At 60.8% G+C, this 22,861-nt stretch carries 11 protein-coding genes; 6 read left to right on the top strand and 5 right to left on the bottom strand.

All coding sequences use genetic code 11. The annotated features are described in order from the left end of the window. Nucleotides 1-7: 7 nt before the first annotated feature. On the bottom strand, nt 8-1,063 hold the full coding sequence (locus VGL22_RS17150; RefSeq protein WP_465268168.1) for an energy transducer TonB: 1,056 nt from the start codon (nt 1,061-1,063) through the stop codon (nt 8-10). 648 nt (nt 1,064-1,711) lie between these two features. Between VGL22_RS17150 and galE the strand changes: the two genes are divergently transcribed. Both galE and VGL22_RS17140 read left to right on the top strand, forming a co-directional pair. After that, on the top strand, nt 1,712-2,713 hold the full coding sequence (galE, locus tag VGL22_RS17145; RefSeq protein WP_465268167.1) for a UDP-glucose 4-epimerase GalE: 1,002 nt from the start codon (nt 1,712-1,714) through the stop codon (nt 2,711-2,713). Nucleotides 2,714-2,940: 227 nt separating this feature from the next. After that, nucleotides 2,941-4,530 (top strand): tetratricopeptide repeat protein, encoded by a 1,590-nt coding sequence (locus tag VGL22_RS17140; RefSeq protein WP_465268166.1) that lies wholly within the window; start codon nt 2,941-2,943, stop codon nt 4,528-4,530. A 196-nt stretch (nt 4,531-4,726) separates the two neighbouring features. Here the strand turns inward: VGL22_RS17140 and VGL22_RS17135 are convergent, their stop codons facing one another. The 4 genes from VGL22_RS17135 to VGL22_RS17120 are packed head-to-tail and all read right to left on the bottom strand — an operon-like array spanning nt 4,727 to nt 14,532. Further along, nucleotides 4,727-6,490: a CRTAC1 family protein gene (locus tag VGL22_RS17135; protein ID WP_465268165.1), complete on the bottom strand. Its 1,764-nt coding sequence runs from the start codon at nt 6,488-6,490 to the stop codon at nt 4,727-4,729. A gap of 55 nt (nt 6,491-6,545) precedes the next feature. Next, nucleotides 6,546-8,288: a CRTAC1 family protein gene (locus VGL22_RS17130; RefSeq protein WP_465268164.1), complete on the bottom strand. Its 1,743-nt coding sequence runs from the start codon at nt 8,286-8,288 to the stop codon at nt 6,546-6,548. Continuing rightward, nucleotides 8,285-10,840: a tetratricopeptide repeat protein gene (locus VGL22_RS17125; RefSeq protein ID WP_465268163.1), complete on the bottom strand. Its 2,556-nt coding sequence runs from the start codon at nt 10,838-10,840 to the stop codon at nt 8,285-8,287. Before VGL22_RS17125 ends, VGL22_RS17130 begins: the two co-directional genes overlap by 4 nt. After that, complete coding sequence (locus tag VGL22_RS17120) at nt 10,837-14,532, bottom strand: FG-GAP-like repeat-containing protein (protein ID WP_465268162.1); 3,696 nt, start codon at nt 14,530-14,532, stop codon at nt 10,837-10,839. The genes VGL22_RS17125 and VGL22_RS17120 overlap by 4 nt, the downstream gene beginning before the upstream one ends. A gap of 551 nt (nt 14,533-15,083) precedes the next feature. Between VGL22_RS17120 and VGL22_RS17115 the strand changes: the two genes are divergently transcribed. The 4 genes from VGL22_RS17115 to VGL22_RS17100 all read left to right on the top strand — a co-directional run. Then, on the top strand, nt 15,084-19,034 hold the full coding sequence (locus VGL22_RS17115; protein WP_465268161.1) for a carboxypeptidase-like regulatory domain-containing protein: 3,951 nt from the start codon (nt 15,084-15,086) through the stop codon (nt 19,032-19,034). Between the two features lie 85 nt (nt 19,035-19,119). Next, nucleotides 19,120-20,523 carry a tetratricopeptide repeat protein gene (locus VGL22_RS17110; protein ID WP_465268160.1) on the top strand — a complete coding sequence of 468 codons (1,404 nt, stop codon included), beginning with the start codon at nt 19,120-19,122 and terminating at the stop codon, nt 20,521-20,523. Nucleotides 20,524-20,525: 2 nt separating this feature from the next. Further along, on the top strand, nt 20,526-21,674 hold the full coding sequence (locus VGL22_RS17105) for an alkaline phosphatase family protein (RefSeq protein WP_465268159.1): 1,149 nt from the start codon (nt 20,526-20,528) through the stop codon (nt 21,672-21,674). Nucleotides 21,675-21,677: 3 nt separating this feature from the next. Continuing rightward, nucleotides 21,678-22,861: hypothetical protein (locus VGL22_RS17100; RefSeq protein WP_465268158.1), on the top strand; the 1,184-nt coding region annotated here is incomplete at its 3' end.

Here is a 22,861-nt window from a genome sequence, read left to right as displayed (position 1 = left end):
AATGATATCAAGCAAGTTGGAATGTGATCGTAATGTTTGTGGTCAGATCGACGGCCTGCCCGTTGCGGGTCGCCGGCCGGAACCGGATCAGTTGAGCTACGCGTCGCGCCTCCTCATCCAGACCATGGCCGAGACCGTGCACCACCCCCTGAATGATCACCTGGCCCGCGGCCGTAAAGGTCACCCGTAACACCACGTCTCCCTGTACCCGCAGTTGCCGCGCCTCCGCCGTATACTGCACCGCCGGCTTCGAAAGCACTTCCAGGTTGGTCGACTTGGGCACGGCATTGGGCGCCGGCGTCACTGTAGCCGCTTGCTGCACCGCCGGAATTCCTGCCGAGGCGACTTTGCCTCCGCCATAGGTATTGCCTGTCCCGGTGCCGGTCGCTCCCGGAATGCCCGCCGAGGCGACATGTCCCACCACCCCCGCGTTCGACCCGGACTTGGTTCCGTTCCCGATGCCCGCTGAACCCACCACCCCGCGCGGCGCAACCGCCGGACCGTTCATTCCGCCATAAGGGTTCCCGATCGCGGCCACCGTTGCCGGCCGGGTCGCGTTCGGATTCGGCGTCACTCCGAACGTCTCGCCCAGGTGAACCGGCGTCGTAGAGGGGTGAGCCTGCGCCACCTGTGCCGGCGCTGCCGCCGTCAACGCCGCTTTGGGTTGGGGCGCCAGAATAATCGCCGGCTTGGCCTGCTTCACCACCGGCAGCGCCACCTTGGCCTCCATCTGGATCGGCTTCACCTCCGGCTTCGGCTCCGGCTTGGGAACATGGATCTTGGGCGCCTCCAACTTAACTTCCGGCATCTTCGGCTGCTCAATCTTCGGCGGAGGCGGAATCTTCAGCTTCATCGGAGCCGGCGGAGGCGTCGTAGGGAATATCAACTCCGTCTGCTCATATTTGTGCGTCTCCATCACCCGCTTCGTCGTTATGCCAACGTAAAGAAGAGCTCCCAGAATCGAAAGGTTGATAGCCGCACTCGTTACAAATGATGCCGGGCTCTTTTGCGGTTCAGGCAAAAGACCAAAATCAGCCCGGATGGGGTAGCCATTGGTGGACATCGTTCTAATCCTCTTGGTATTCAATCTTGGCAACAGAGCGATATCCCCGCTCTGCGGCAGAAAACCCGGTCACCGGTGAATGCATTCTCGCGTGCAGTTGACACCCGCTGGCTCGGAAACCGAAAGCGGTAGCTACAGAATGCAGCCGGTCAACCGGCAGCAATATATAAAACTTCCTGTGTCTACCCCAGTTCGAAACTTGCATTATACTGCTGTCCTGCACCGGGTGGCCCGCCTCGGTCAGCAAACCGGGTCGCCGCGTCCGATGTCCGACACTTCCCCAACAAGTTTTGAGTGGTAAACCGGGAAATTTGTTGTACCCAGTGTAGATTCGGGGAAGCCCTTTGCGCGTCCCTAAATAGTCACGGGTGCGCCTAACCAAATAGTTGTAGAACCGACTTTTGCGCCCGCCATGCCTTAAGGCGGTCCGGGCAAGTTCAACAAACATCAGGCGCTCCGCTTTCGTTCGTCCAAGGCGTCTGAGGGGCAAGAGCAACAGTGTTGCAAAAAGGCATCAAAGGCCGGCCTTCACTTCGTATTCTGTCAACGAGGTATAAACGAAGCGGACACTAGGGTCCTGGTAGCCGGCCTGTTTGGTTTAATAGACTCAGATTAACGCAAAATTGCTCAACCGGGGGAGAGGTTTTCGTGAAGATTCTCGTTACAGGCGGTGCAGGGTACATCGGAGGTACCGTCGCCGGCCTCCTCGCAGAGCGCGGTCACCAGCCCGTCATTTTCGATAACTTCTGCCACAGCACCCGCGACCTTCTGCCTCAGGGTGTTGAACTTATCGAAGGCGACCTCGCCGACCGCCCGCTCCTCGAACGCACCTTCACGGAAGCGAAAGAAAAGGGAAAACCCTTCGATGGCGTCCTCCATTTCGCCGCCCTTATTGAAGCCGGCGAATCGATGGTCAGGCCCGAAATTTACTTCCGCAACAACACCGCCTCCACCCTGAGCCTGTTTGAAGCCATGCTCTCCCATGGCCCGCGACGGCTCGTGTTCTCCTCCACCGCCGCCGTCTACGGCGAGCCCGAGGCCGTGCCCATCCCGGAAGACGCCCGCCTCCAGCCCACCAATGCCTACGGAGAGTCCAAGTTATTGGTAGAGCACATGTTGCGCTGGATGAACCAGATCCACGGTCTGCGCTACGCATCGCTCCGCTACTTCAACGTGGCCGGAGCCCCCGAAGGTCCCAGCGGCATCACCCGCGGCGAGGCACACGAGCCCGAATCGCACCTCATCCCCCTCATCCTTGACGTCGCCCTCGGCCGCCGCCAGTCCATCCGCATCTATGGCGACGACTACTCCACCCCCGACGGCACCTGCATCCGCGACTATATACATGTATCGGATCTCGCCGAGGCCCATCTCCTCGCCCTCGGCGCCCTCGAGTCCGCCAGCCGCCTCATCTTCAACCTCGGCAACGGCAAAGGCTTCAGCGTGAAAGAGGTCATCGACTCCGCCCGCCGCATCACCGGCCACCCCATCCCCGCCGAGCTCCACCCCCGCCGACCCGGCGATCCCGCCGTCCTCGTAGCAGGAAGCGAAAAAGCCATCCGCGACCTCGGCTGGAAACCCCGCTACACCCAACTCGACGACATCCTCCGCACCGCCTGGACCTGGCACCAGCAACGCTACAAGAAATAATCCGCTGGGTACTCGCGCTCGCGCCCCCCGAACGCTCCTCCACGAACCCGGGTGCCCCATCCTCGCGACGTCTTTGTTCTTGTCGCTAGGGTGGAAAGCACGAACCCCACCCAGCCCTCGTGCCCGTTCCGCCACGCCGGGTGCCCCCGGTCTCGATTTTGAGACCAGGGAAGCCACGAACGATGACCCCACCCACCCCATACGGTCCGCGTTATCATCGATTTCTGATGAGAATCAGATTCCTGATCTTGAGCCTGGCTCTGTCGCTCGTGTACCCCCTGACAGCCGCGACCCAGCCAGACACGTTCCAGATCGTCGGAGCAGTCCGCGACCGCGCCGGCCACCCTGCCGCCGATGCGACCGTGCGGCTCCAGTCTCAGGGCGCCGACCGCGCTGACCAGCACAGAACCGGCTCCACCGGCGAATTCGCCTTCTCAGGATTGAAGCCAGGCACCTACGTCATTACCGCCACCCGGCTCGATCAACGCAGCCCCGCGGCCTCAGTCCAGGGATCCGCCGGCACGGTACAACGCGTCGAACTCACCCTCGAAACGGCTGCCGCAGGAACCGGCAACGCCACGGACATGCAGTTCTCCGATACCCCGAATTTCACCGTCGCCGCCGTCACCGACTGGACCGCCGCCGGCGGCCACGGCTCCGACGTAAGCCTTCGCACCAGCGAATCCCTCACCCGCGACACCCTCCGCCTCAAAGCCGAGCCGAACGGCTCGGCGTCCCACGACACCGACGCCACCGAGCGCCGCCTGAAGCAAGTCCTCGCTCAATCGCCGCAGGACGTCAATGCCAACGCCGGCCTGGGCCGCTTCTATCTGAATGCCGGACGCTACACCGACGCGGTCCCCCCGCTGGCGGCGGCTTATGCCCTCGACCCCTCAAACCAGGCCAACGAATACGCGCTCGCCCTGGCTCTCGTCCGCAGTGGCGACCCAGGCCAGGCCCGTGAACACCTCGACCGCCTCCTCGCGGGGAACGATCGCCCCGAATACCACCGCCTCGCCGGCGAGCTCGAAGAAAAGCTCGGCGACTCACTGGCCGCGGTTCGCGCCTTCGAGCAGGCCGTCAAGCAGGATCCCAGCGAAGAAAACTACTTCGCTTGGGGAACCGAACTGCTCGCCCATCGCGCCATCTGGCAAGCCAGGGATGTTCTCGAAGCCGGCATCAAGGCGCACCCGCACTCCACTCGCCTGCTGACGGCCCTCGGCACGGCTCTCTTCAGCGGCGCCCTCTACGAGCAGGCCGCAGAACGCCTCTGCCAAGCATCCGACCTCAGCCCCAACGATCCCGAGCCCTACCTCTTCATGGGCAAAGTCGAGATCGCCGCGCCCAATCCCCTACCCTGTGTCGAAACCAGGCTGAAGCGCTTCGTCGATCAGCAGCCGGCCAACGCCCTCGCCAATTACTACTACGCCATGGCCTACTGGAAGCAGCACGGCAAGACCACCGACCCCGACACATTCACCCAGGTCCAGGCACTACTCGACAAAGCCGTACGGGCCGACCCCCAATGCAGCAGCGCGTATCTGCAACTCGGCATCCTGCAGGCCTCCCGGTCGGATTACCAGCAGGCATCCGGGTTCTACCGCAAGGCCATCGCGGCCGACGCCCTCTCCACGGAAGCCCACTACCGACTCGGCGTCGCCTACGACCGCCTCGGCGAAAAAGACAAAGCCGCCGAGGAGTTCAGGCTGCATGACGAACTCGAAAAGCAGCAGGCCGCCGCCGTCGACCGCCAGCGCCGCGAAGTGAAACAGTTCCTGGTGCAGGTGGGCGAACAGGACAAACCCGCCCAACCATAGCAACCCACACCCACCCAACCATCGCGACGCACACCCACCCCACCCCTTGTCATCCTGAGCGCAGCGCAGGCCCCGCTCCACTAACCCCTTGTCATCCTGAGCGCAGCGAAGGACCCGCTTTTCGCTTTCCCCTCCCGCCCATCCACCCTGAAACCGAAGGCTAACCCTAACCAGCTAACCCCCGACCCTTCCGCCTTCACCCCCGCACAATCCCTTCGCCTTCCCGAATCTTCAAAATCTGATTCGCCTTCACATTCGTGAACCGCTCCACCTTCTGCGTCGTCGGCCACTTCACCTCAATCGCATCCACTGTCGCGCTGCCGCCAATCCCGAAGTGAAGCCGCAGATCGTTCTGCGACATCACGCTGGCCCCGCTCATCACTTCGGCCATCTGCACGTGCTTGCCCGTGATCACCCGCGCGCGTGCGCCAATCGCCGTGCGATTGCACTTAGTCCCAATCAGCTTCAGCTTGATCCAGTTCTGCTTGTTTCCGCCCACATTCCGCAAAAGCGACGGCGGCTCATTCATGTTAAGAATCAGCATGTCCATCGCGCCGTCGTTGTCATAATCGCCAAACGCCGCGCCCCGGCTTGAAAAGCGCGCCGTCACGCCCGGCCCCATGGAAGCTGAAACATCCTTGAAGCTCCCATTGCCCAGATTCTTGTACACCAGCCGCGGATTCTTGAATGTCTCGCCAAAATTGTACTTATCGATCTCGGGATACACATGCCCGTTGATCTGCACAATGTCGGCCCATCCATCGTTGTCATAATCGATGAACCCGCATCCCCATCCCACATAGGTGTTGTTAATGCCTACCCCTGAGTTAAATGACAAATCGCTGAACGTACCGTCACCGTTGTTGTGATATAGATTGCTCGTATCATCCGCGAAGTTAGTCTTGAAAATATCGAACCACCCGTCGCAGTCATAATCCGCAACCCCCAGGCCCATCCCTGCCTGCTCGTGCCCATCCGCGTTGTAGGCGCACCCCGCCATGATCGCAACGTCGGTAAACGTTCCGTCATGATTGTTTTGAAAAAGAATGCTCGGCATCGAATCGACCGCAACATAGATATCCGGCCAGCCATCATTGTCGAAATCGCAGCACACGGATGTTATCGAATACCGCGGCCCCGGCTTCAGAATGCCCGCCTTCTCTGAAACATCGGTAAACGTGCCGTCCCCATTGTTGTGATACAGAATGTTCGTGTCGCCCGCCAGCCCGCGCGGACCGCACATTGTCGGTACGCCCTTCCACTGGCAGAAACTGGCATCATTGATCGACGGCGGATTGTCCGGATCAAGCTTGACGAAGTTACACACAAACAGGTCAAGATGCCCGTCACGGTCATAATCGACAAAGCTGCACCCGGTCCCCCATCGCCCCTTGCTCTGCGTGAGCCCCGCCTTCTTCGTCACATCCTCGAACGTCCCGTTCCCATTATTGTGAAACAGAATGTTATGTCCCCAGAACGTGCAGAACAAATCGTCCCATCCATCATTGTCGTAGTCGCCCACGCATATGCCGGTTTGCCATCCCCTGCGGCCCAGCCCTGACTTCTCCGTTACGTCGCTGAACGTTCCATCGCGGTTGTTCTTGAACAGATGCGTAGTCGGCGCCGTCCCCGGAGCCCAATGCGCGTCCAGCCGGCTGCCGTTGGTGATATAGATATCCAGCCATCCGTCATTGTCGTAGTCGAAGAACGCAATGCCGCTGCCCTTCGTCTCGATAATCAGCCGCTTGTGCTCCACGCCGCCCCACACGTTCGCCACCTTCAGTCCGGCCTGCTCCGCCACATCGATAAACTGCACCGCGCTCGCAGGCGTATACGCGACCGCCGGCTTCACCTGGGCGAATGCCCCCAGCTTCCACACCGGCGTCGTTAACCGGTCGAGCAGGGAAGTGCCGAGCACAAACAAACCAGATCCGAGAAAGCGCCGACGAGGTATGAGCATAGGATTCAGTGATTATAAGAACTGCACGGGTGATTCGAACAGTTATAAACAAAGATCATCGCGCCTTGACCTTGGGAAACATGCGAGGCACAATCCCCGCACCCTCTTTGACTGCGATAATCGCATCCACAGGTACATTCGCCAGCTTGTCCACCTGGCCGCTCGGCCACGTGATCTGCAGCGAATCGATCTTGCTTCGTTTCCCCAGCCCGAAATGAATCCGTGGATCGCTGGCCGACATGTAGCTCGTCCCGCCTTTCGCCTGATCCACCTGCACCACGCCCTCCGATGTCAGCTTGAGAACCGCGCCCGTGCCGTCGCGGTTGGACTTCGTGCCGATCAGCAGCACCTCCACCCAATGATTCGCAGTTCCCTCGTTGCGCAAAATCACGGGTGCTTCGCCGCGGCAATTCACTGCCATCCCCACCTGCCCATCATTAAAGAAATCGGCGGTAGCAAGCCCGCGCCCGGCCATGGGACGATTGAAGTCGGGACCAAGCGATTCTGATACCTTCTCGAACTTGCCGTGGCCCAGATTATGAAACATCAGCAGCGGTTCCTTGTAACTCACCAGGCTATGATAGAGCTGCACGTTATCCACCATCGCTCCATTCGCCTGCAGAATGTCCGGCCACCCGTCATTGTCATAATCCATAAACTTGGCAGCGACCCCACTGAGCAGATACGCTTTGTTTCCAATACCCGCCGTGTAAGTGGCGTCGGTAAACGTATCATCGCCATTGTTGTGGTAGAGCCGGTTCAACTCGAAATCCAAATGCGTAATGTAGATGTCCAGTATCCCGTCTCCATCCACATCGGCAGCATCAATGCCCATCCCGGCCTCGTACCGCCCATCCTCGCTGGCGGCGAGCCCGGAGATAAGCGACGCATCCGTAAACGTTCCGTCATGATTATTCAGGAACAGGAAGTTAGGCCATGTGTCATTAGCCACCGCGATATCCGGCCAGCCGTCGCCGTTCAGATCGGCAAGCACCACACCCATGCCCTTCGATTCAGGAGTCCCCACGCCGGACTTATCGCTTACGTCGGTGAACGTGCCATCGCGGTTGTTGTGGTAAAGCTTCGTCTTCTGCCCCCGGTAGTTGTTGGGATTGCAGTACGACCGATACCCTGGCTTCCGATCCCCGCACCACATATTGTTCTTCGACGACCAGTCAATGTAGTTAGTCACCACCAGGTCGAGCCAGCCGTCCTTGTCGTAATCAAACCACCCGGCGCTTGTAGACCAGTTGCCTTCATCGCTCAAGCCCGCCTGGGTCGTCACGTCGGTGAATGTGCCGTCCCCCTTGTTTCGATAAAGAATCGCGCGGCCATACCCCGTCACATACAGGTCGGGATAGCCATCGTTATTGAAGTCGCCCACAGCCACGCCCTGCCCGTAATGTCCCTCGCCGCCAACGCCGGCCTTCTCGGTAACATCGGTGAACGTGCCGTCCCCGTTATTTCGATAGAGCGCGGAACGCAGAGGGTGCTGAGGCTTGTAAGCATCTGTCGCGCCGGATTGCACGAAATACAAATCCATCAGTCCGTCCTGGTTATAGTCAACCCACGCCACCCCCGTCCCCATCGTTTCCAGGTAATACTTCTCTTCCGTCTGCGTCGAGTCCTGAACGAACGTGATGCCCGCAGCTTTCCGTATATCGCTGAACTTCACCGCGGCCGCCGCGGGTACATCAGCCTGTGCTTTCGGTGCATGCGCCGCCTGTTGGGCGCGCGCGGTGAACCTGGATCCCGGCCCACACAGCGCCAGCAGCAGTGCGGCACACCGCAACCTCATAGCGTTCTATCCGCCAGCGCAATCGCGAACTGCAGCAGTTGCTGCTTGTTCTCGGCACTCAATGTCCCGGTAGTCTGCGCTTCGGATGCAGGCGCCCGATCAAGCACCTGCTCAATGCGGCTGATATCCAGACTCGGGCCCACGCTGCTATCTCTGAATCGCTTAAGAACCTCGCGTGCCTTGTCCACCTGGCCAATCTGGAAGTAGAAAACCCCCAGTGTCGAATAAGCTCCCGGCCACTCCGGCAGCAAGTCGACGGCGCGCTCAAAGCGCGCCGTTGCCTGGTCGATGTTTCCTGCCAGGGCGGACGCTAGCCCAAGGCCCCAGTAAATCTTGCCGGACGAAGGAATGCGCGATTGCCCCTTCGCCAGCGTCTGCTGGGCCGCCGCCACATCATTCGACCGTAGATCGATCAGCGCCAGGGAGAGATAGTTCTGATCATCATCGGGATTGCGCGCAATCGCATCGCGGAAGATACCCGCTGCCTGTGTCGCATCCCCCGTGTGTCCCAGGATATCTCCCATCAGCGTGAGGCACGCATCATCCTTGCGTCCTGCTTCGGATATCTGTCCGGCGATCTCGAGCGCCTGGGCATAACTGCCTTTCCTCAGCAATGCATTCGCCAGGTTGAACTTCACCTCGTCGGACCCGGGATTCGCCTGCATGGCAGACTGGAACTGCCTGATCGCATCGTCATACAGGTGATAACGCGCCAGCAATACGCCAGCCCCGTTCAACGTGCGGAAATCATTGGCGCTCAGCGTATCCAGCTGCTGAACCGCATCTCGAGCTTCATCCGTCTTGTTCGCCTTGAGATACGCCTCCGCAAGCATGTACAGGTTTTCAGGCTGATTTGGATGCCTCTTGATCTCGTTCTTCAGTTCTTCGATATCCGACTGCTGGCGGGCACCCGCAGCCAATTGCGAACGACTATCCAGATAGTCAAACAAATGTTCATACGGGTAGGGTCCGGAAGACGCGTTCTTTGACATCGTCTTGAAGACGTTCAGATCGCGATTCGCTGCTTCCGTCTCATGCAGGCTGCGCTCCACCATCGCCAGTTTGTAATAGCCGTTGGAAGGGTCATGCGCCGACTTCACATAGCGGCGCAATAACTCCTCTGCTTCCGGCAACCTCTTCGCTGCAATGCGTAAATTGGCTAACTCCAGCAATGCGTCACTGAAATCAGGAACATATTGCAGTGTTTGCTCAAAGTAATGTTCCGCCGCCTCCGCCTGGCCCTGCCGTTCGGCGATAAAACCAAGGTTGAAAAGGCATGTGCTGTTCCGCGGGTCAATCGCGAGTCCCTTTTGAAAATACGTTGTCGCCTCATCGAACCGTCCAAGATTGCGATAAGACAGTCCGAGAAACGCGTACGGGCGGCCTGACTTATCCACATCGAGTAACGCGTTGAACTTATCAATCGCCTTCTCGGTCTTTCCCGCCATGAAGTAACTTTCGCCCAATGCCGCCAGAAGATCCGGCCGCTGCGGAGCGATCTCCAGCCCCGACTCCAGCAGCGGGATCGCATCCTCGTAATAGTTCTGCGACATCGTCACCCGCGCCATCAGGAAGATGATGTCCGCGTCGCGGGGCGCAAGCTTATGCGCCCGCATCAACACATCAAGCGCATCCAGCGGTCGCGACTGCGCGTTATAACTCTGCGCCAGAAGATATAGCGCTTCATGGCTGTCAGGCTGCAGCTTGACTGCTCGATTCAGCGTCAGTTCTGCGCGCGCATTGTCGCCCGTGCGCAAAAGCACCTGCCCCAAATTGAAAAGAATTTCGAAGTTCTCAGGCTGCAGCGCGTCTGCCCGCTCCAGCAGGCGCTGCCCCGGCTTGTACTGGTGCTCCGCGGCTAGCAGCACGCCCAAGGAAAACTGCACCTGCACGTCGTCCTTCTTGCTCTCGGCAAGCGCATCCGCGGTCCGCAGTGCCTCCGCTGCGTGGTGTGTCTGGAAATAGGCGCGCACCAGGTTCAGCTGAGCTTGCGCCGAGTGCACTCGCTGGAAGTGAGGAATAGCCTCCCCCGCCGCGCCCTTCATCATCAGCAGGACACCTAGGTTGTAATTCGCATCGGAGTTGCCCGGTTCAATGCGCAGCACGCTGCGAAACTCGCTCTGCGCCAGATCCCAGCTCTTCTGCGCTGCGTATGCGTCACCCAGATTGTTGAGCGTCTTGGTTGAACGCGGGCTCAGGCTCAGCGCGTGTTCGAATGCTTGAATCGCGCCGTCATAGTTCTGGCGGTTCGATTCAATGATGCCCAGCAGGTTGTATCCTTCCACACTCGGGTGCTGCTTCAACTGCTCAAGCGCCTCTGTCCGAGCCTCCGCAAGCCTATGCTGCGCAAGCAGCGCCTGCGCGTCGTGATACGGCGAAGTGGCCGGCTTCTGCTGTGCACAAACCCAACAGACTGCCGCGCTGCCTAAACACAACACCGCCGCACACCGGCGAGCGAAAGCCCTGACCATCGCGAGCATAGACTGTGATGCGACGCGGGGAACCATCGTCTCGACACCTGTAACTGCATTGTGATCCGTAGAGGCGCTCATTGTAGCACTTCCAAAGCTTGCTTCGCGTTGGCATTGTCTGGCTCCAGTTGCAGCAGTTGCTGAAGCACGTCGCGCGCCTTTTCTCGATCATTCCGCATTGCGTAAAGCCGCGCCAGGTTCAGATACGACTGATCAAACTTGGGCGCCACTTTGATTCCCGTGAGGAACTTATCTTCAGCTCTGCCGTAATCCTGCCGGCGTACATAGATCACGCCCAGGTTGTTGAGCGCTTCAGGATAGTCAGGCCGCAATGTGATTGCCTTCTCCAGATACTCCGCAGCGCGGTCAAAGTCATTCTTCCGCACAAACAGCATCCCCAGGCTGTATTGAATCTCCGGATCGTCCGGTCGCAGCGCCAGCGCTCGCCTGAGTGAATCCTCCGCTTTGTCCAGGGCGCCCTGCCGGCGATACACGTTGCCCAGGTTCAGATGCGCGGTGTAGTAGCCCGGCCGAATGCTGATCGAGTGCTGAAAGTCACGGATAGCCTCGTCTGCGTTCCCGCCCTGCGCAGCCAACATACCCAGGTTGTTCCACGCCTCCGCAAAGTCCGGTCGCAGCTCCACTGTCTTTTCGAGATACTTCTTCGCTTCATCCAGTCGGTTCCGTCGCAGATTCAACGAGCCCAGATTGTAATAAGCATTTGCGTTGTCCGGCTTCGCGGCAACCACCTGCCTGAACGACTCATCCGCCTGCTCCAAAAAACCGTGCTGATACAGCGCCACTCCATAACTGAAATCATTGCGTTCAAACGCGTCCTGCACAAGCGTGCCTGCAAATGGCAACGCCATCCGCATGCGTGCCTTCTGGTCTGCAGGAAGTGACTGGCTGTCCTCGGCAACACGCGACGCCCGCGCGTACCCCTGATACAGCTTCACGATCATGCCATCGTCGTCCACCAGCAGCGAACAGGGAACCGGCAGATCGCGGCGCCGATCCAGCAGATGCCGATAAAGAAGGTTATAAATTCCCGCCACTTCCTCCGTTGCAAACAGAACCGTCGCAGTCAGCTTGAACTGCGCACCCACCCTGCGCGCGGCCGCCACGTCTTCTGGCTCATCCACGTTGATGGCGACCACCTTCACCTTGCTGCGCTGCAACTCAGCTGCGTTCGCCTTCCACTCATTCAGCTGCCGTACACTCTCCGCAGAACGCGTCCCCCAGAACGTCAGCAGCGCCGGTCTGCCGCTCCAGGAGTTTATCTCGTGCTCCACTCCGTCGAGATCCGCAAGCTTGAACGCAGGCGTCTTCAGCGGCTGAACCAGCCACGTCTCTGCCTGCAGCGGCAGAGGCTCTCGTTCGGTTGCCTTCGCGCCCGCATTCTGCACATAGTGCGTCTCCCCAAACACAACCGCTCGAAACGCCGCATCGCCCTCCTGAATCTCAATCCGATGGCCCACCGGCAGATTCTCGAACGTTTGCTTCAGCCCGGAGGGCCAGCGAACCGTCGCCTGCAGCTTCCCCTGCTCCGCTCCAACTCCGAAGAAGATCTCCTTCGCATGCTGTGAAAGAAATCCTGACCCGGCCTGCAGATACTTCGTCTGCGTCGTGCCACCTGCTGTGATACTCACGCACGCACCAATCGCATCGCGATTGCTACGCGTCCCCCGCAGCCGAAATGAAATCGAATTTCCAATCGCGTGCAACGCATTGTGCAGCACCCGCACCTGCGGCGCGTTTCGGTTCTTGAGGATCACTTCCAAACGCCCATCTCCATCCAGGTCAGCCAGCGCAAACGCGCGCGCATCATCCTTGAAATCCAGCAGCAGCGTGCCTGAAGCCTCCGTAAAAGTCCCATCCCGATTGTTGACAAACGCCACACTCCGCGCCAGCCCATGCCAGGTGTGGTCCGCCCGCACCAACTCGTTAATCGCGTTCCACCCGCGTTCGTACGCCAGCAGGGGAGTCGTATCCTCCGGCGACTTCGCCACCACCTGCCGCCAGAAAAAACCCGCCAGCTCATCTTCCATTGGCCCGGTCAAATAGCCATTCGAAACATACAGGTCGCTATATCCATCGTGGTCCCAATCCCAGAAATCAGACGACCACGACCACCGCCCCATCTCCACCGCCGCAGCCTGACCCACATTCTTGAACGTGCCGTCCCCCTGGTTCCGATACAACGCATTTCCGCGCGCATGGCGCTGATACAACGCGCGCACGTTCTCCTTCGCATCCGCATGAAACTGCGCCTGCTCGGAAACCCTCTGCCCGGCGGCCTCCCACATGCTCGGCACATACACATCCTGATGTCCGTCATTGTCGAAATCGGCCCAGCAGCACCCCATGCCTGCGCCCACACTCTCCACGTGCGCTTCTTTTGACGCGTCCTTGAACGTGCCATCCCCATTGTTCCTGTACAACTGCGAACTCCCAAAATCGTTGGCGACAAACAGATCCGGCGACCCATTGCCAGTCGAGTCCCCCCACGCGCACGCAAAGCTATAGCGATCATTGCTCACGTTCAGCCCCGCGGCCTCCGTCGTCTCCACAAACGTGCCATCCCCCTGGTTCCGGAATAAGTAGTTAGGCGGCCCGTTCCGCGCGTCATAGTAAGGAACCGGATAGTTGTACTGCTCCAATCCCAGGTAATACATATAAAGACAGAAATACACATCCAGCCGGCCATCGTTGTCATAATCGGCAATGGCCGCGTGCGTAAACGACCCCTGCGGCGGCCGCGCAAACTTGAACGCGTCGCGCTTCAGCGCAAAGCGACCGTCCCCCTGATTGAGGAAGAGCATGGGACCCGTACCGCCCACCACCAGCAGATCCTGTCGTCCGCGGTTCAAAAAATCCGCAAACAGGGCACACGCCGTCCGGTCCAGCACACCCACACCGGCCTTCTCCGTTACATCCTCAAACGTGCCATCCCCGCGGTTGCGATACAGCAGGTTCGGCAGCCCCGCAGCTTGGCAGATGTAAATGTCGTCCCGGCCGTCCCCATCAAAGTCCCCCACAGCCACGCCGTTGTTCCCATACACATCCACGCCCACAGCGCCGTCCATCACCGTGCGCCAGTAGTCCGCGCCATGGCTCAGTTGCGACCGGTAAGATTCAATCCCGCCCAACGCCTGCAAAGTCACATCCGCAAATCCCGGCCCCTGGAGAATCGAACTGGTCTCTTCGCCAAATCGCCACACGCGCGCTTGCCACCCTTGCGCCTCGTCCCGCGACCATTCCGTATGCCACGTCCCCACCCGTTCCTCCCGATGACCGCCCGCCATAGTCGAAACCACGTCGTATCGAATCTCCACCCGCAGCGTCGACGCCAAAGCATCCAGCGGCTCGATCCCAAAAATCTCGAATTCCGCAGTCTCCACCGTCGCCGCCGTCTTCAGCCACTCCCCCATCCCCCGCAGGAACTGCTCCCGGCTTCGCTTCGGCCCTCCCGACCCCCCAGCCCCATAACTGCGTTTGTATGTATCGATCCCGAAACCCTTGCGCACCGCCTTTTCAGCGACCCCTTCCGTCCCTGAATACTCGATCGAAGGCGCAGCAAACTCCACCACACCCCTCAGGTTCTCGACGGAACGTCGCAGCCCCTCCCCCCACCGGTTCAATACCCCTTCAATTTCCACTGCCTGCTTCTCCAGCGGAAATTCATCCGAGCCGGGCTGCACCAGCTTGAAGATGTCGACCAGGGGTGACTGCGACGGGTAGTGAGGCGAAAGGTGCACGTCGGCCAGTGACAAATCCCCGGCCTTCTCCCCCCCAGGCCCGAATCCCCGGAGCCCCAGCATCGGGGCCGGCCTGAGCAAAAGCGGGGCGAAGCTCAGCCCCTTCAAAACCGCTCGCCGGGACACCGGCAGCGGCGCAGTTTTTTGATGGGGCGGCGTCATTGCTCCGAATCATAGTGCAATCCCTTTATGAGCTGACAAGTCGACCGGATTTGTCGATGGGATGGAAGTTGTTTGCTTTCCCGTAAAAAACCGCAGCGCCTCGCTAATCTTCCCTCAAACTTATGTCTAACAACCTATAAAGAAAGGACTTAAACGTATATCCTCCCCTCGGGCACAACCCACTCCTAAATCGCTTCATCGCTGCCGCTTCAGCCCCGTCTTAGATGGAACTACAACTTTTGGTTGACAAACGATTTGCGAATCGCGTACTTTGCAGGCCGAACCTGAAATCGTTTACAGAACCGCAACGAACCCCCTTTTTCCCCGGGTCCCTTTCAAGCTGCTGTACCCATACGAGAAGTGTGACGCAACCCGAAAGAAAGAAAGCATCGGAGGTTATTCTCATGGGGCGTGTTATCAGGAAATCGCAGTTGCTAAGAGCACTCAGATACGCAGTTCTGGCATGCTCGTGCATTCTGCTCGCCCAAAGCAGATTCGCTTATGGCCAGGTCGACGAAGGAGCAATCACCGGCACGGTTCAAGACACAACCGGCGCTGTCGTGCCCAATGCCGACGTCACACTCACAAACACTGACCAGGGATTCACCCTGCAAACCAAAAGTGACCCCAGCGGTTCATACCGGTTTTCTCCCGTGCGCATCGGCCACTATACCGTCACCGTGACCGCACGAGGCTTCGTGAAAACCACCCAGACCAACCTGACCCTCCAGGTCGCACAGACCCTGTTGGTCAACGTCTCCCTCAAGCCCGGCGGCGCTACTGAAACCATCGAGGTGAACACCGCGCCTCCGGTGCTCCAAACCGAAGAAGCTTCCGTCGGCCAGGTCATCGGCGAAGCACAGGTCAACAACCTGCCGCTCAATGGCCGAAACTTCACCTTCCTCGCCCAGCTCGGCGCCGGCATGCAAACGCCCCAGGCTGACACCCGTGGCAACGCCGCCTCGGGCGCCTTCTCCGCCAATGGCTTGCGCCCCGCCCAGAACAACTACCTCCTCGACGGCATTGACAACAACTCCAACGCAGTCGACTTCCTCAACGGCACCAACTACGTGATCCTCCCACCAGTCGACGCCATCCAGGAATTCAAAGTCCAGACCGCCGACTTCAGCGCCGAACTCGGCCGCGCCGCCGGCGCTGTCCTCAACGCCACCATCAAGTCCGGCACCAACTCCATTCACGGCGCAGTATGGGAGTTCTTCCGGAACGATAAACTCGACGCCGCCGACTACTTCGAAAACAACACCGGCATCGGACGCGGCAAGCTGCGTCAGAACCAGTTCGGCGCCTCCTTCGGCGGGCCCATCATCAAAAACAAGGCATTCATCTTCGGCGACTACGAAGGCTTCCGCCGCGTCCAGGGCACCCCCGAGAGCGGCAACGTGCCTACCGCCCTGATGCGCAGCAGCAATTACACCGACCTCTCCGATGAGCTCGCGCTCAACGACGGCACCACCCGGACCGACGCCCTCAACCGCGCCATCCAGAAAGGTACGGTCCTTGATCCGGCCACCACTCGCTACGTGGCTGCCGGACACATCGATCCCGTCACCGGACTGGCCAACAACTCAGGCTCGGATAGCTACGTCCGCGATCCCTTCGGCTACTCCACCTGCTCGTCGGCCAACAACATCACCGCCGCCTCGTGCAACGGTCTCAACCAGCTCCCCGCAAATCGGATCGATCCGAATGCGGTCAACATCCTGAATCTCTTCCCGGCGCCCAACTCCGGCCTGCAGGTCTTCGGCAGCAGCCCGGCCCTCTTTGAGCACCGCAACCAGTACGACATCCGCGGCGATGTCAACCCCACTGACAAAGACCAGATCTTCGCCCGCTACAGCTTCTCCGACGATCCCATCTTTATCCCGGGCATCTTCGGCGGCATCGCTGACGGCGGCTCGTTCGATCAGGGTGACCAGACCGCCCGGTCCCACCAGATGGTCGCTGGCTATACCCACATCTTTACCCCCAACACCATCAACCAGGTCCGCGCCGGCTTTGCCCATCTCCACACCACGCGCTTCGGACCGGAAGCTACAACCGCTGGAATTCCGGATCAGTACAACATCACCGGTATTCCTCAGCCCCCTACAGATGGCCCGGAAAACGGCGGCCTCCCCGCCTTCAGCGTTGCCAACCTTGCCCAGCTCGGCAGCAACTCGTTCCTGCCCTCTGACGAAATCAGCCAGACCCTCCAGGTCACCGATGACTTCACCAAGGTCTACGGCAAGCACGCCTTCAAAATGGGCGTCGAGATTCAGAACGTGAAGTTCTCCACGCTGCAGCCGGCCTGGTCTCACGGTCAGTTCGACTACAACGGCACATTCACCGACATTCCCAACCAGAGCCAGACCGGCGGCGGCATCGCCCAGATGCTCCTGCCTCCCACTGCCGCCATGACCACCTCCGGAACTCCCATCACGGCGGCACAAGGCGGATTCGATTACTCCGGCGGCTCCAATCAGACCTACGCCTCCAACATCAACAAAACCTACGACCAGAAGGTCTACTACGCCGGATACTTCCAGGATGACTGGAAAATGACTCCAAGCCTTACGTTGAACCTCGGCCTGCGCTGGGATTACTTCGGTCCCATCAACGAAACCAACGGCGGGCAGGCCAACTTCGTTCCTTACCCCGTCCCGGGAACCGCGATCGGCGCTCCCACCTTCCTCCTTCCCGCACACGGCAAGGACAATCGAACCCTGTCCACCACCGCCGACTGCCTGACGGTCTTCGCCAGCTGTACCGGATTCCTTGACCTGCTCGCCCAGGACGGCATCGCCCTGCTCGAGACCGATCGTTGGGGCAAGGGTCTCTTGCAGACACAGAAAACCAACATCGCTCCCCGCATCGGCTTCGCTTACCAGGTCAATCACAAGCTGGTGGTGCGCGGCGGACTCGGCCTGTTCTACAACTCCTTTGAGAACCAGGGATACGGCCCCAACATCGGCGAAAACTATCCCTTCGTCTTCAACCTGACTCCCAGCACCCAGGCCCCTCCGGGATTCAAGGGACCTTCGGGCGGAGTCGCCCCCACCAGTTACAACACCGCTTACGCTCACTGTCCCTCCGCAGGTGGCGATCCCGCTTCAGGCCACGGCACCGCCAGCTTCGAAGCCGGCTTCTCCTGCTTCAGCCTCGACCCCAGCACGTTTAACGCTCTCGGTCTGGGCCTCCAGGGACTGCAGTTCAACTACCAGACGCCGCGCACCTACAGTGCCAACCTCAGCGTCCAGTACTCCATCACCCGCACCATCTCCGGCCAGGTCGCCTACGTCTTCACCCAGGGTTCCAACCTCCAGGGCGGCGTCGGCTACCAGAACGTTACCCAAATCCTCCCCAACAACGTCAGCAGCACCAAGAGCGGCTGCCAGACAAGCACCCACGACTACGGCGTCTTCCCGGACGACAGTTGTGTGCCCTTCCCGGACTTCGGCGGCGGCAGCTATCAGGCCACCTATGGCGACAGCACCTATCACGGCCTGCAGACAAAGCTCGAAGATCAGATGTCCAATGGCCTCACCTTCCTCCTCACCTATACCTGGTCCAAAGCCATGTCGGACGCCGGCGACCTCCTCAATGGCGGCACCACCGGCAGCCTCCGTGCCTATAACGTCCCCGGTCTTGGACCGAGGTTCGATTGGGCCCCGGCCAACTTCGACATCCGCAACGTCTTCCACTTCAGCGGCGGATACCAGCTCCCCGTCGGCAAGGGGATGAAATACATGAACACCGGTGGCATCGCCAACGCCGTTCTGGGCGGATGGGCCACCAACTGGATCGTCACCCTTCAGGGCGGCCAGCCACTCAACTTCGGCTGCCCCACGGGAACCACCCAGGGCACAGGCTGCAACGACGTTCTGGTCGCCGGGCAGAGTCCGCAACTCGGCATCAAAACCAAGTCCATTGACGGTTCTCCGCGGCCGTTCTGGATCAACAACCCCGGCGCCTTCAGCCAGCCTTGCAAGCTGTCTGACGTCTCCGGTGCCATCGCCCCCGATCCCGCATCAATCTCCGGTTGCATCCCGCTGAACGGCGCGGCAGCCCTCGGCTCCAAGCCAGGACAGGTCGTCGGACCCGGCTTCCACCGCTTCGACTTCTCCGTCTTCAAGCAGTTCCCCATCAGCGAGCGCTTCCGCATGGAATTCCGGTCGGAGTTCTTCAACATCCTCAACCATCCCAACTTCAACGCTCCCAACTTCGGCGGCAACGGCGTAGTCGCCATCGGCGGTTCGGGCAACTACACCGATTCGCACTTCGGCGAAGTCGGATCCACACGCGACAATCCTTACGACCCGCGTCAGATCCAGTTCGCCCTCAAGCTGTACTACTGAGCTAACATGAAAAGCACCCCGGCCTAACCGGGCCGGGGTGCTTTTCATTCTGCGCATCCCGCTCACGCGGAGGCGATCTGTGAGCATGAAGTTCCGGCGTTCCCTGTTGATCCCCGTCCTCACGGCGTGGATCTGCTGTGCCGGGCAAGATACGCAAAAACAAAAGCTCGACCAGCAGTACCAGTCCGCCGTAGCTGATTACGATGCCGGACGTTACGCGCAGGCCGCGGCACGCCTCGAGCCCCTCCTTCCCTTCGCTCCCAACAGCTTCGAAATCCACGAGCTCCTCGGCATGACTTACGCCTCCCTCCCCAACGGCGACAAGGCCATCGAGCACCTCAACCTCGCCGTCCATCTCAAGCCCGACTCCCCTGAAGCCCGCAACAATCTCGCCGCCACCCTCCTCCGCTTCGGCAAACTCGACGCCGCCGGCGAGCAGCTCCGCAAAGCCGTCGCCCTTGAGCCCAACAGCTACAACGCCAATCACAACCTGGGCGAATACTTCATCCAGACCGGCAAAGTCGCCGACGCCCAGCCCCGGCTCGAAAAGGCCTGGCAGATCAATCCCGCCGCGTACGACAACGGCTACGATCTCGCCATGTCCCACTTCCTCCTCGGTAACCTCGCCGCCGCGCGCACCGTCGTCAATGCCCTGCTCCAGCAGAAAAACACCGGCGAGCTGCACAACCTCCTCGGCCAGATCGACGAGAAGGACGGCCAGTTCGTTGCCGCCGCCAACGACTTCGAAGCCGCCGCTCACCTCGAACCCAGCGACGACAACCTCTTCGCCTGGGGCAGCGAGATGCTCCTCCACCGCACCTACGAGCCCGCCATCGCCATCTTCCAGAAGGCCGCGGAGCTCTACCCCAAATCTCCCCGCATCCTCATCGGCCTCGGCCTCGCTCTTTATTCCCGCGGCATTTATGACAAAGCCGTCAACGCCCTCATCCAGGCAGCCGACCTCAACCCTCAGGACGCCCGCTGCTATCTCTTCCTCTCCAAGGCCTACAACAGCTCGCCCCTCCAGGCCGATGAAGTCGTCGAACGCTTCAGGCGCTACGCCGAGCTCGAGCCCAAAAACGCCCTCGCGCAGTACTACTATGCCGTTAGCCTCTGGAAAGGCAAGCGCATCCAGAACTCCTCCATCGATCCCCACATCATCGAAGCCCTCTTCCAGAAAGCCATCGCCCTTGACGGCTCCCTCGCTGACGCCCACGTGCAACTCGGAACCCTCTACGCCGATCAGCACCAGTACGACAAATCCATCCCTGAACTCCAGCGCGCCCTCGAGCTAAACCCGAATCTCACCGACGCCCACTACCGCCTCGCGACGGACCTCGTGCACACCGGCCGGAAAGATACCGCCCAGAAGGAGTTCGCCATCTACCAGAAGCTCCGCGCCGACCAGCTGGCAGAGGTCCAGAAGGAACACGACCAGGTCCGCCAGTTCGTCATCTCCGCGCAATCCGGCAACACGGAAAGGCCCTGACCGTGAACCCACAGCACCAAACCGCCTTGCACGTCAGCCGCTCCCGCCGCGACTTCCTCCGCTCTGCCGCCGGCCTCGCCCTCGGCAGCAGCCTCGCCGCCGCCAGCCCCTTCATCCACGCTGAGTCCGCCCGCAAAAAACGCAAAGTCGTCGTCGTCACCTTCGGCGGCGGAGCCCGCGATCAGGAAACCTTCGCCCCCGAAGGCCAGGAAAACATCCCTCACATGCTCAACGAGCTCGCCCCCCAGTCGAGCTTCTTCACCCACGTCACCAACGGGGGAATCCTCGGCCACTACGTCGCCACCGCCAGCCTCGCCACCGGCGTCTATGAGACCCTCAACAACTTCGCCGCGGTCGCCCCCGAGCACCCCACCGTCTTCGAGTACTTCCGCAAAGACCTCCGCCGCCCCTCTTCCGATGCCTGGGTCGTCGCCCCCAGCAATGGCTTCAACCACATCGGTGAAAGCACCGTCCGCGGCTTCGGCCCCGGCCTCGGTGCGCGCGTGCTCCTTCCCAAGCGCCTCCTCGGTCTCGCCAGCTCCGGCTCCACCGCGGATTTCGACCACCTCCTCCACGACAACTACGAGACCCCCCTCTACACCCCCGCCCTCGCCGGCGGTGAAGTCGAACTCCAGCAGCTCGAATCCATCCTCAAGCTTTCCGTTGACGACTTCGCAGCCCACGCCCGCACCCTCTCCAGCCCCGACGAGCTCTCCCTCTACATCGCCAAACGCCTCATGCGCGAAGAAGCTCCCAGCCTCCTCTGGATCACCATGCACGACATCGATGTCGCCCACTCCGGCGCTTACTCCCTCTATATAGAGGGCATCCGCCGCACCGACCGCCTCTGCGCCGAGCTATGGAAGACCATCGAGACCGACCCCGAATACGCCGGCAACACCACCATGTTCGTCCTCCCCGACTTCGGCCGCGACTCTGACTTCGAGCCCGGCGGCAACGGATTCCAGCACCACCGCACCGGCGACCCCGCCAGCCGCACCACCTGGATGATGGTCCTCGGCGCCGGCGCCCGCCACGGCGTCGTCTATAACGATCCCGTCCAATCCGTCGATCTCGTCCCCACCATCGGCGCCATGATGGGCTTCTCCGCCGCGCAATCCAGCGGACAACTCGTGCGGGATCTGGTGTAGCCAATGTTGCCAGTCGATCTCAAACCCGAAAGCTTCGCCGCCTGGCCCCACGAGGCCCGGGCGCTCATCACCTCGCAACTCGACGGCGTCCGCCCCCTCCCCCTCGCCTTCGTCCCCAGCCTCCTCCGCCAGCTCATCGATTACGACTACAGTTTCCCGGCCGAGCGCGCCGTCCTCGAAAGGGAACTGCGCGCCCTCGCCACCCTCACCCCCGCGCAGCGCGACCAGTGGTTCAGTGCCTTTACCGCCATCTCCACCCCCACCCCCCTCCAGGAATCCGATTGGATCAACCAGCCCGCCCAGTTCGTCGAACAGCAGGCCGCCTGGCTCTGGTCCACGCACCAGCTTGACGCCTTCCGCAAAGCCGCCGTCGATTATGGAGACAAGCTGGCCAAACAAACCCAGCCCCCCCCTCCCCCCCTCCAGCGCCTCGGCATCGCCGTCATCGGCAAAGGCGTCACCCAATGCGACGCCCCCCTCTTCCGTAATCTCCGCAAGCAGGGAACCTGGTTCACCCAGGTCAGCTTCGACGGCGCACTCCAATCCCTGCTCGCTACCGTCGAGCAGCGCGCCCTCGCCCACCCCCTCCCCTTCGCGCACTGGTACGTCGATGGCGGCCCTTCCTTGCCGCACCCCCCCGGCATCACGTCTGTCTCGTACGACGCCCTCGCGCCCCTTCGCGGAACCCTGCTCAAGAAAATGCAGTCCGACATCGCCCGCCCCGGCATGGGCCCCGAAGAGCTGCGCACCCGTCTCGCCCGCATCACTCCCGCCGATCTCGACATGGGCAACGCCGCCGACCCCGTCCTCAGCCGCTTCCAGATCCGTCTCTTCACAGAAGGCTCAGGCACCCAGATCTACAGCACCACCTTTGCCCAGTGGACCGCCCGCGAAATCCTGCGCCGCGCCCAGGCCCTCACCCTTCTCGTCCGCTACGCCCCGCGCCAGCGCCAGCGCCCCATGAACGAGCTGATCGCCGGCAAGCAGTCGGAAGCCGAAACTGATCCCACCGGCTCTCTCCTCGACGGCGACATGGGCGCCTGGTATCAATGGATCGACCAGCAGCGCCTCCCCGGCTCCGGCCAGGCCGCCTTCCTCGCCTGGTTCGAAGGCCACAACCAGGCCGTCGCCATCGGACCCGCCATGCCCCACGCCGCCGAATCCCACTCCCCCCTCGACATGCCCAA

Origin of the sequence: Occallatibacter sp., assembly GCF_036502485.1 — a bacterium.
In the GTDB taxonomy this organism is placed as follows: domain Bacteria; phylum Acidobacteriota; class Terriglobia; order Terriglobales; family Acidobacteriaceae; genus Telmatobacter.
Note: the sequence above shows the minus strand (reverse complement) of the source record. Positions and strands in the feature narration are given on the sequence as shown.

Bases quoted from the DNA above. Each gene is read 5' to 3' on its own strand.
- VGL22_RS17150 (WP_465268168.1), bottom strand. From the start codon at position 1,063: ATGTCCACCAATGGCTACCCCATCCGGGCTGATTTTGGTCTTTTGCCT.
- VGL22_RS17140 (WP_465268166.1), top strand. From the start codon at position 2,941: ATGAGAATCAGATTCCTGATCTTGAGCCTGGCTCTGTCGCTCGTGTAC.
- VGL22_RS17135 (WP_465268165.1), bottom strand. From the start codon at position 6,490: ATGCTCATACCTCGTCGGCGCTTTCTCGGATCTGGTTTGTTTGTGCTC.
- VGL22_RS17130 (WP_465268164.1), bottom strand. From the start codon at position 8,288: ATGAGGTTGCGGTGTGCCGCACTGCTGCTGGCGCTGTGTGGGCCGGGA.
- VGL22_RS17125 (WP_465268163.1), bottom strand. From the start codon at position 10,840: ATGAGCGCCTCTACGGATCACAATGCAGTTACAGGTGTCGAGACGATG.
- VGL22_RS17115 (WP_465268161.1), top strand. From the start codon at position 15,084: ATGGGGCGTGTTATCAGGAAATCGCAGTTGCTAAGAGCACTCAGATAC.
- VGL22_RS17110 (WP_465268160.1), top strand. From the start codon at position 19,120: ATGAAGTTCCGGCGTTCCCTGTTGATCCCCGTCCTCACGGCGTGGATC.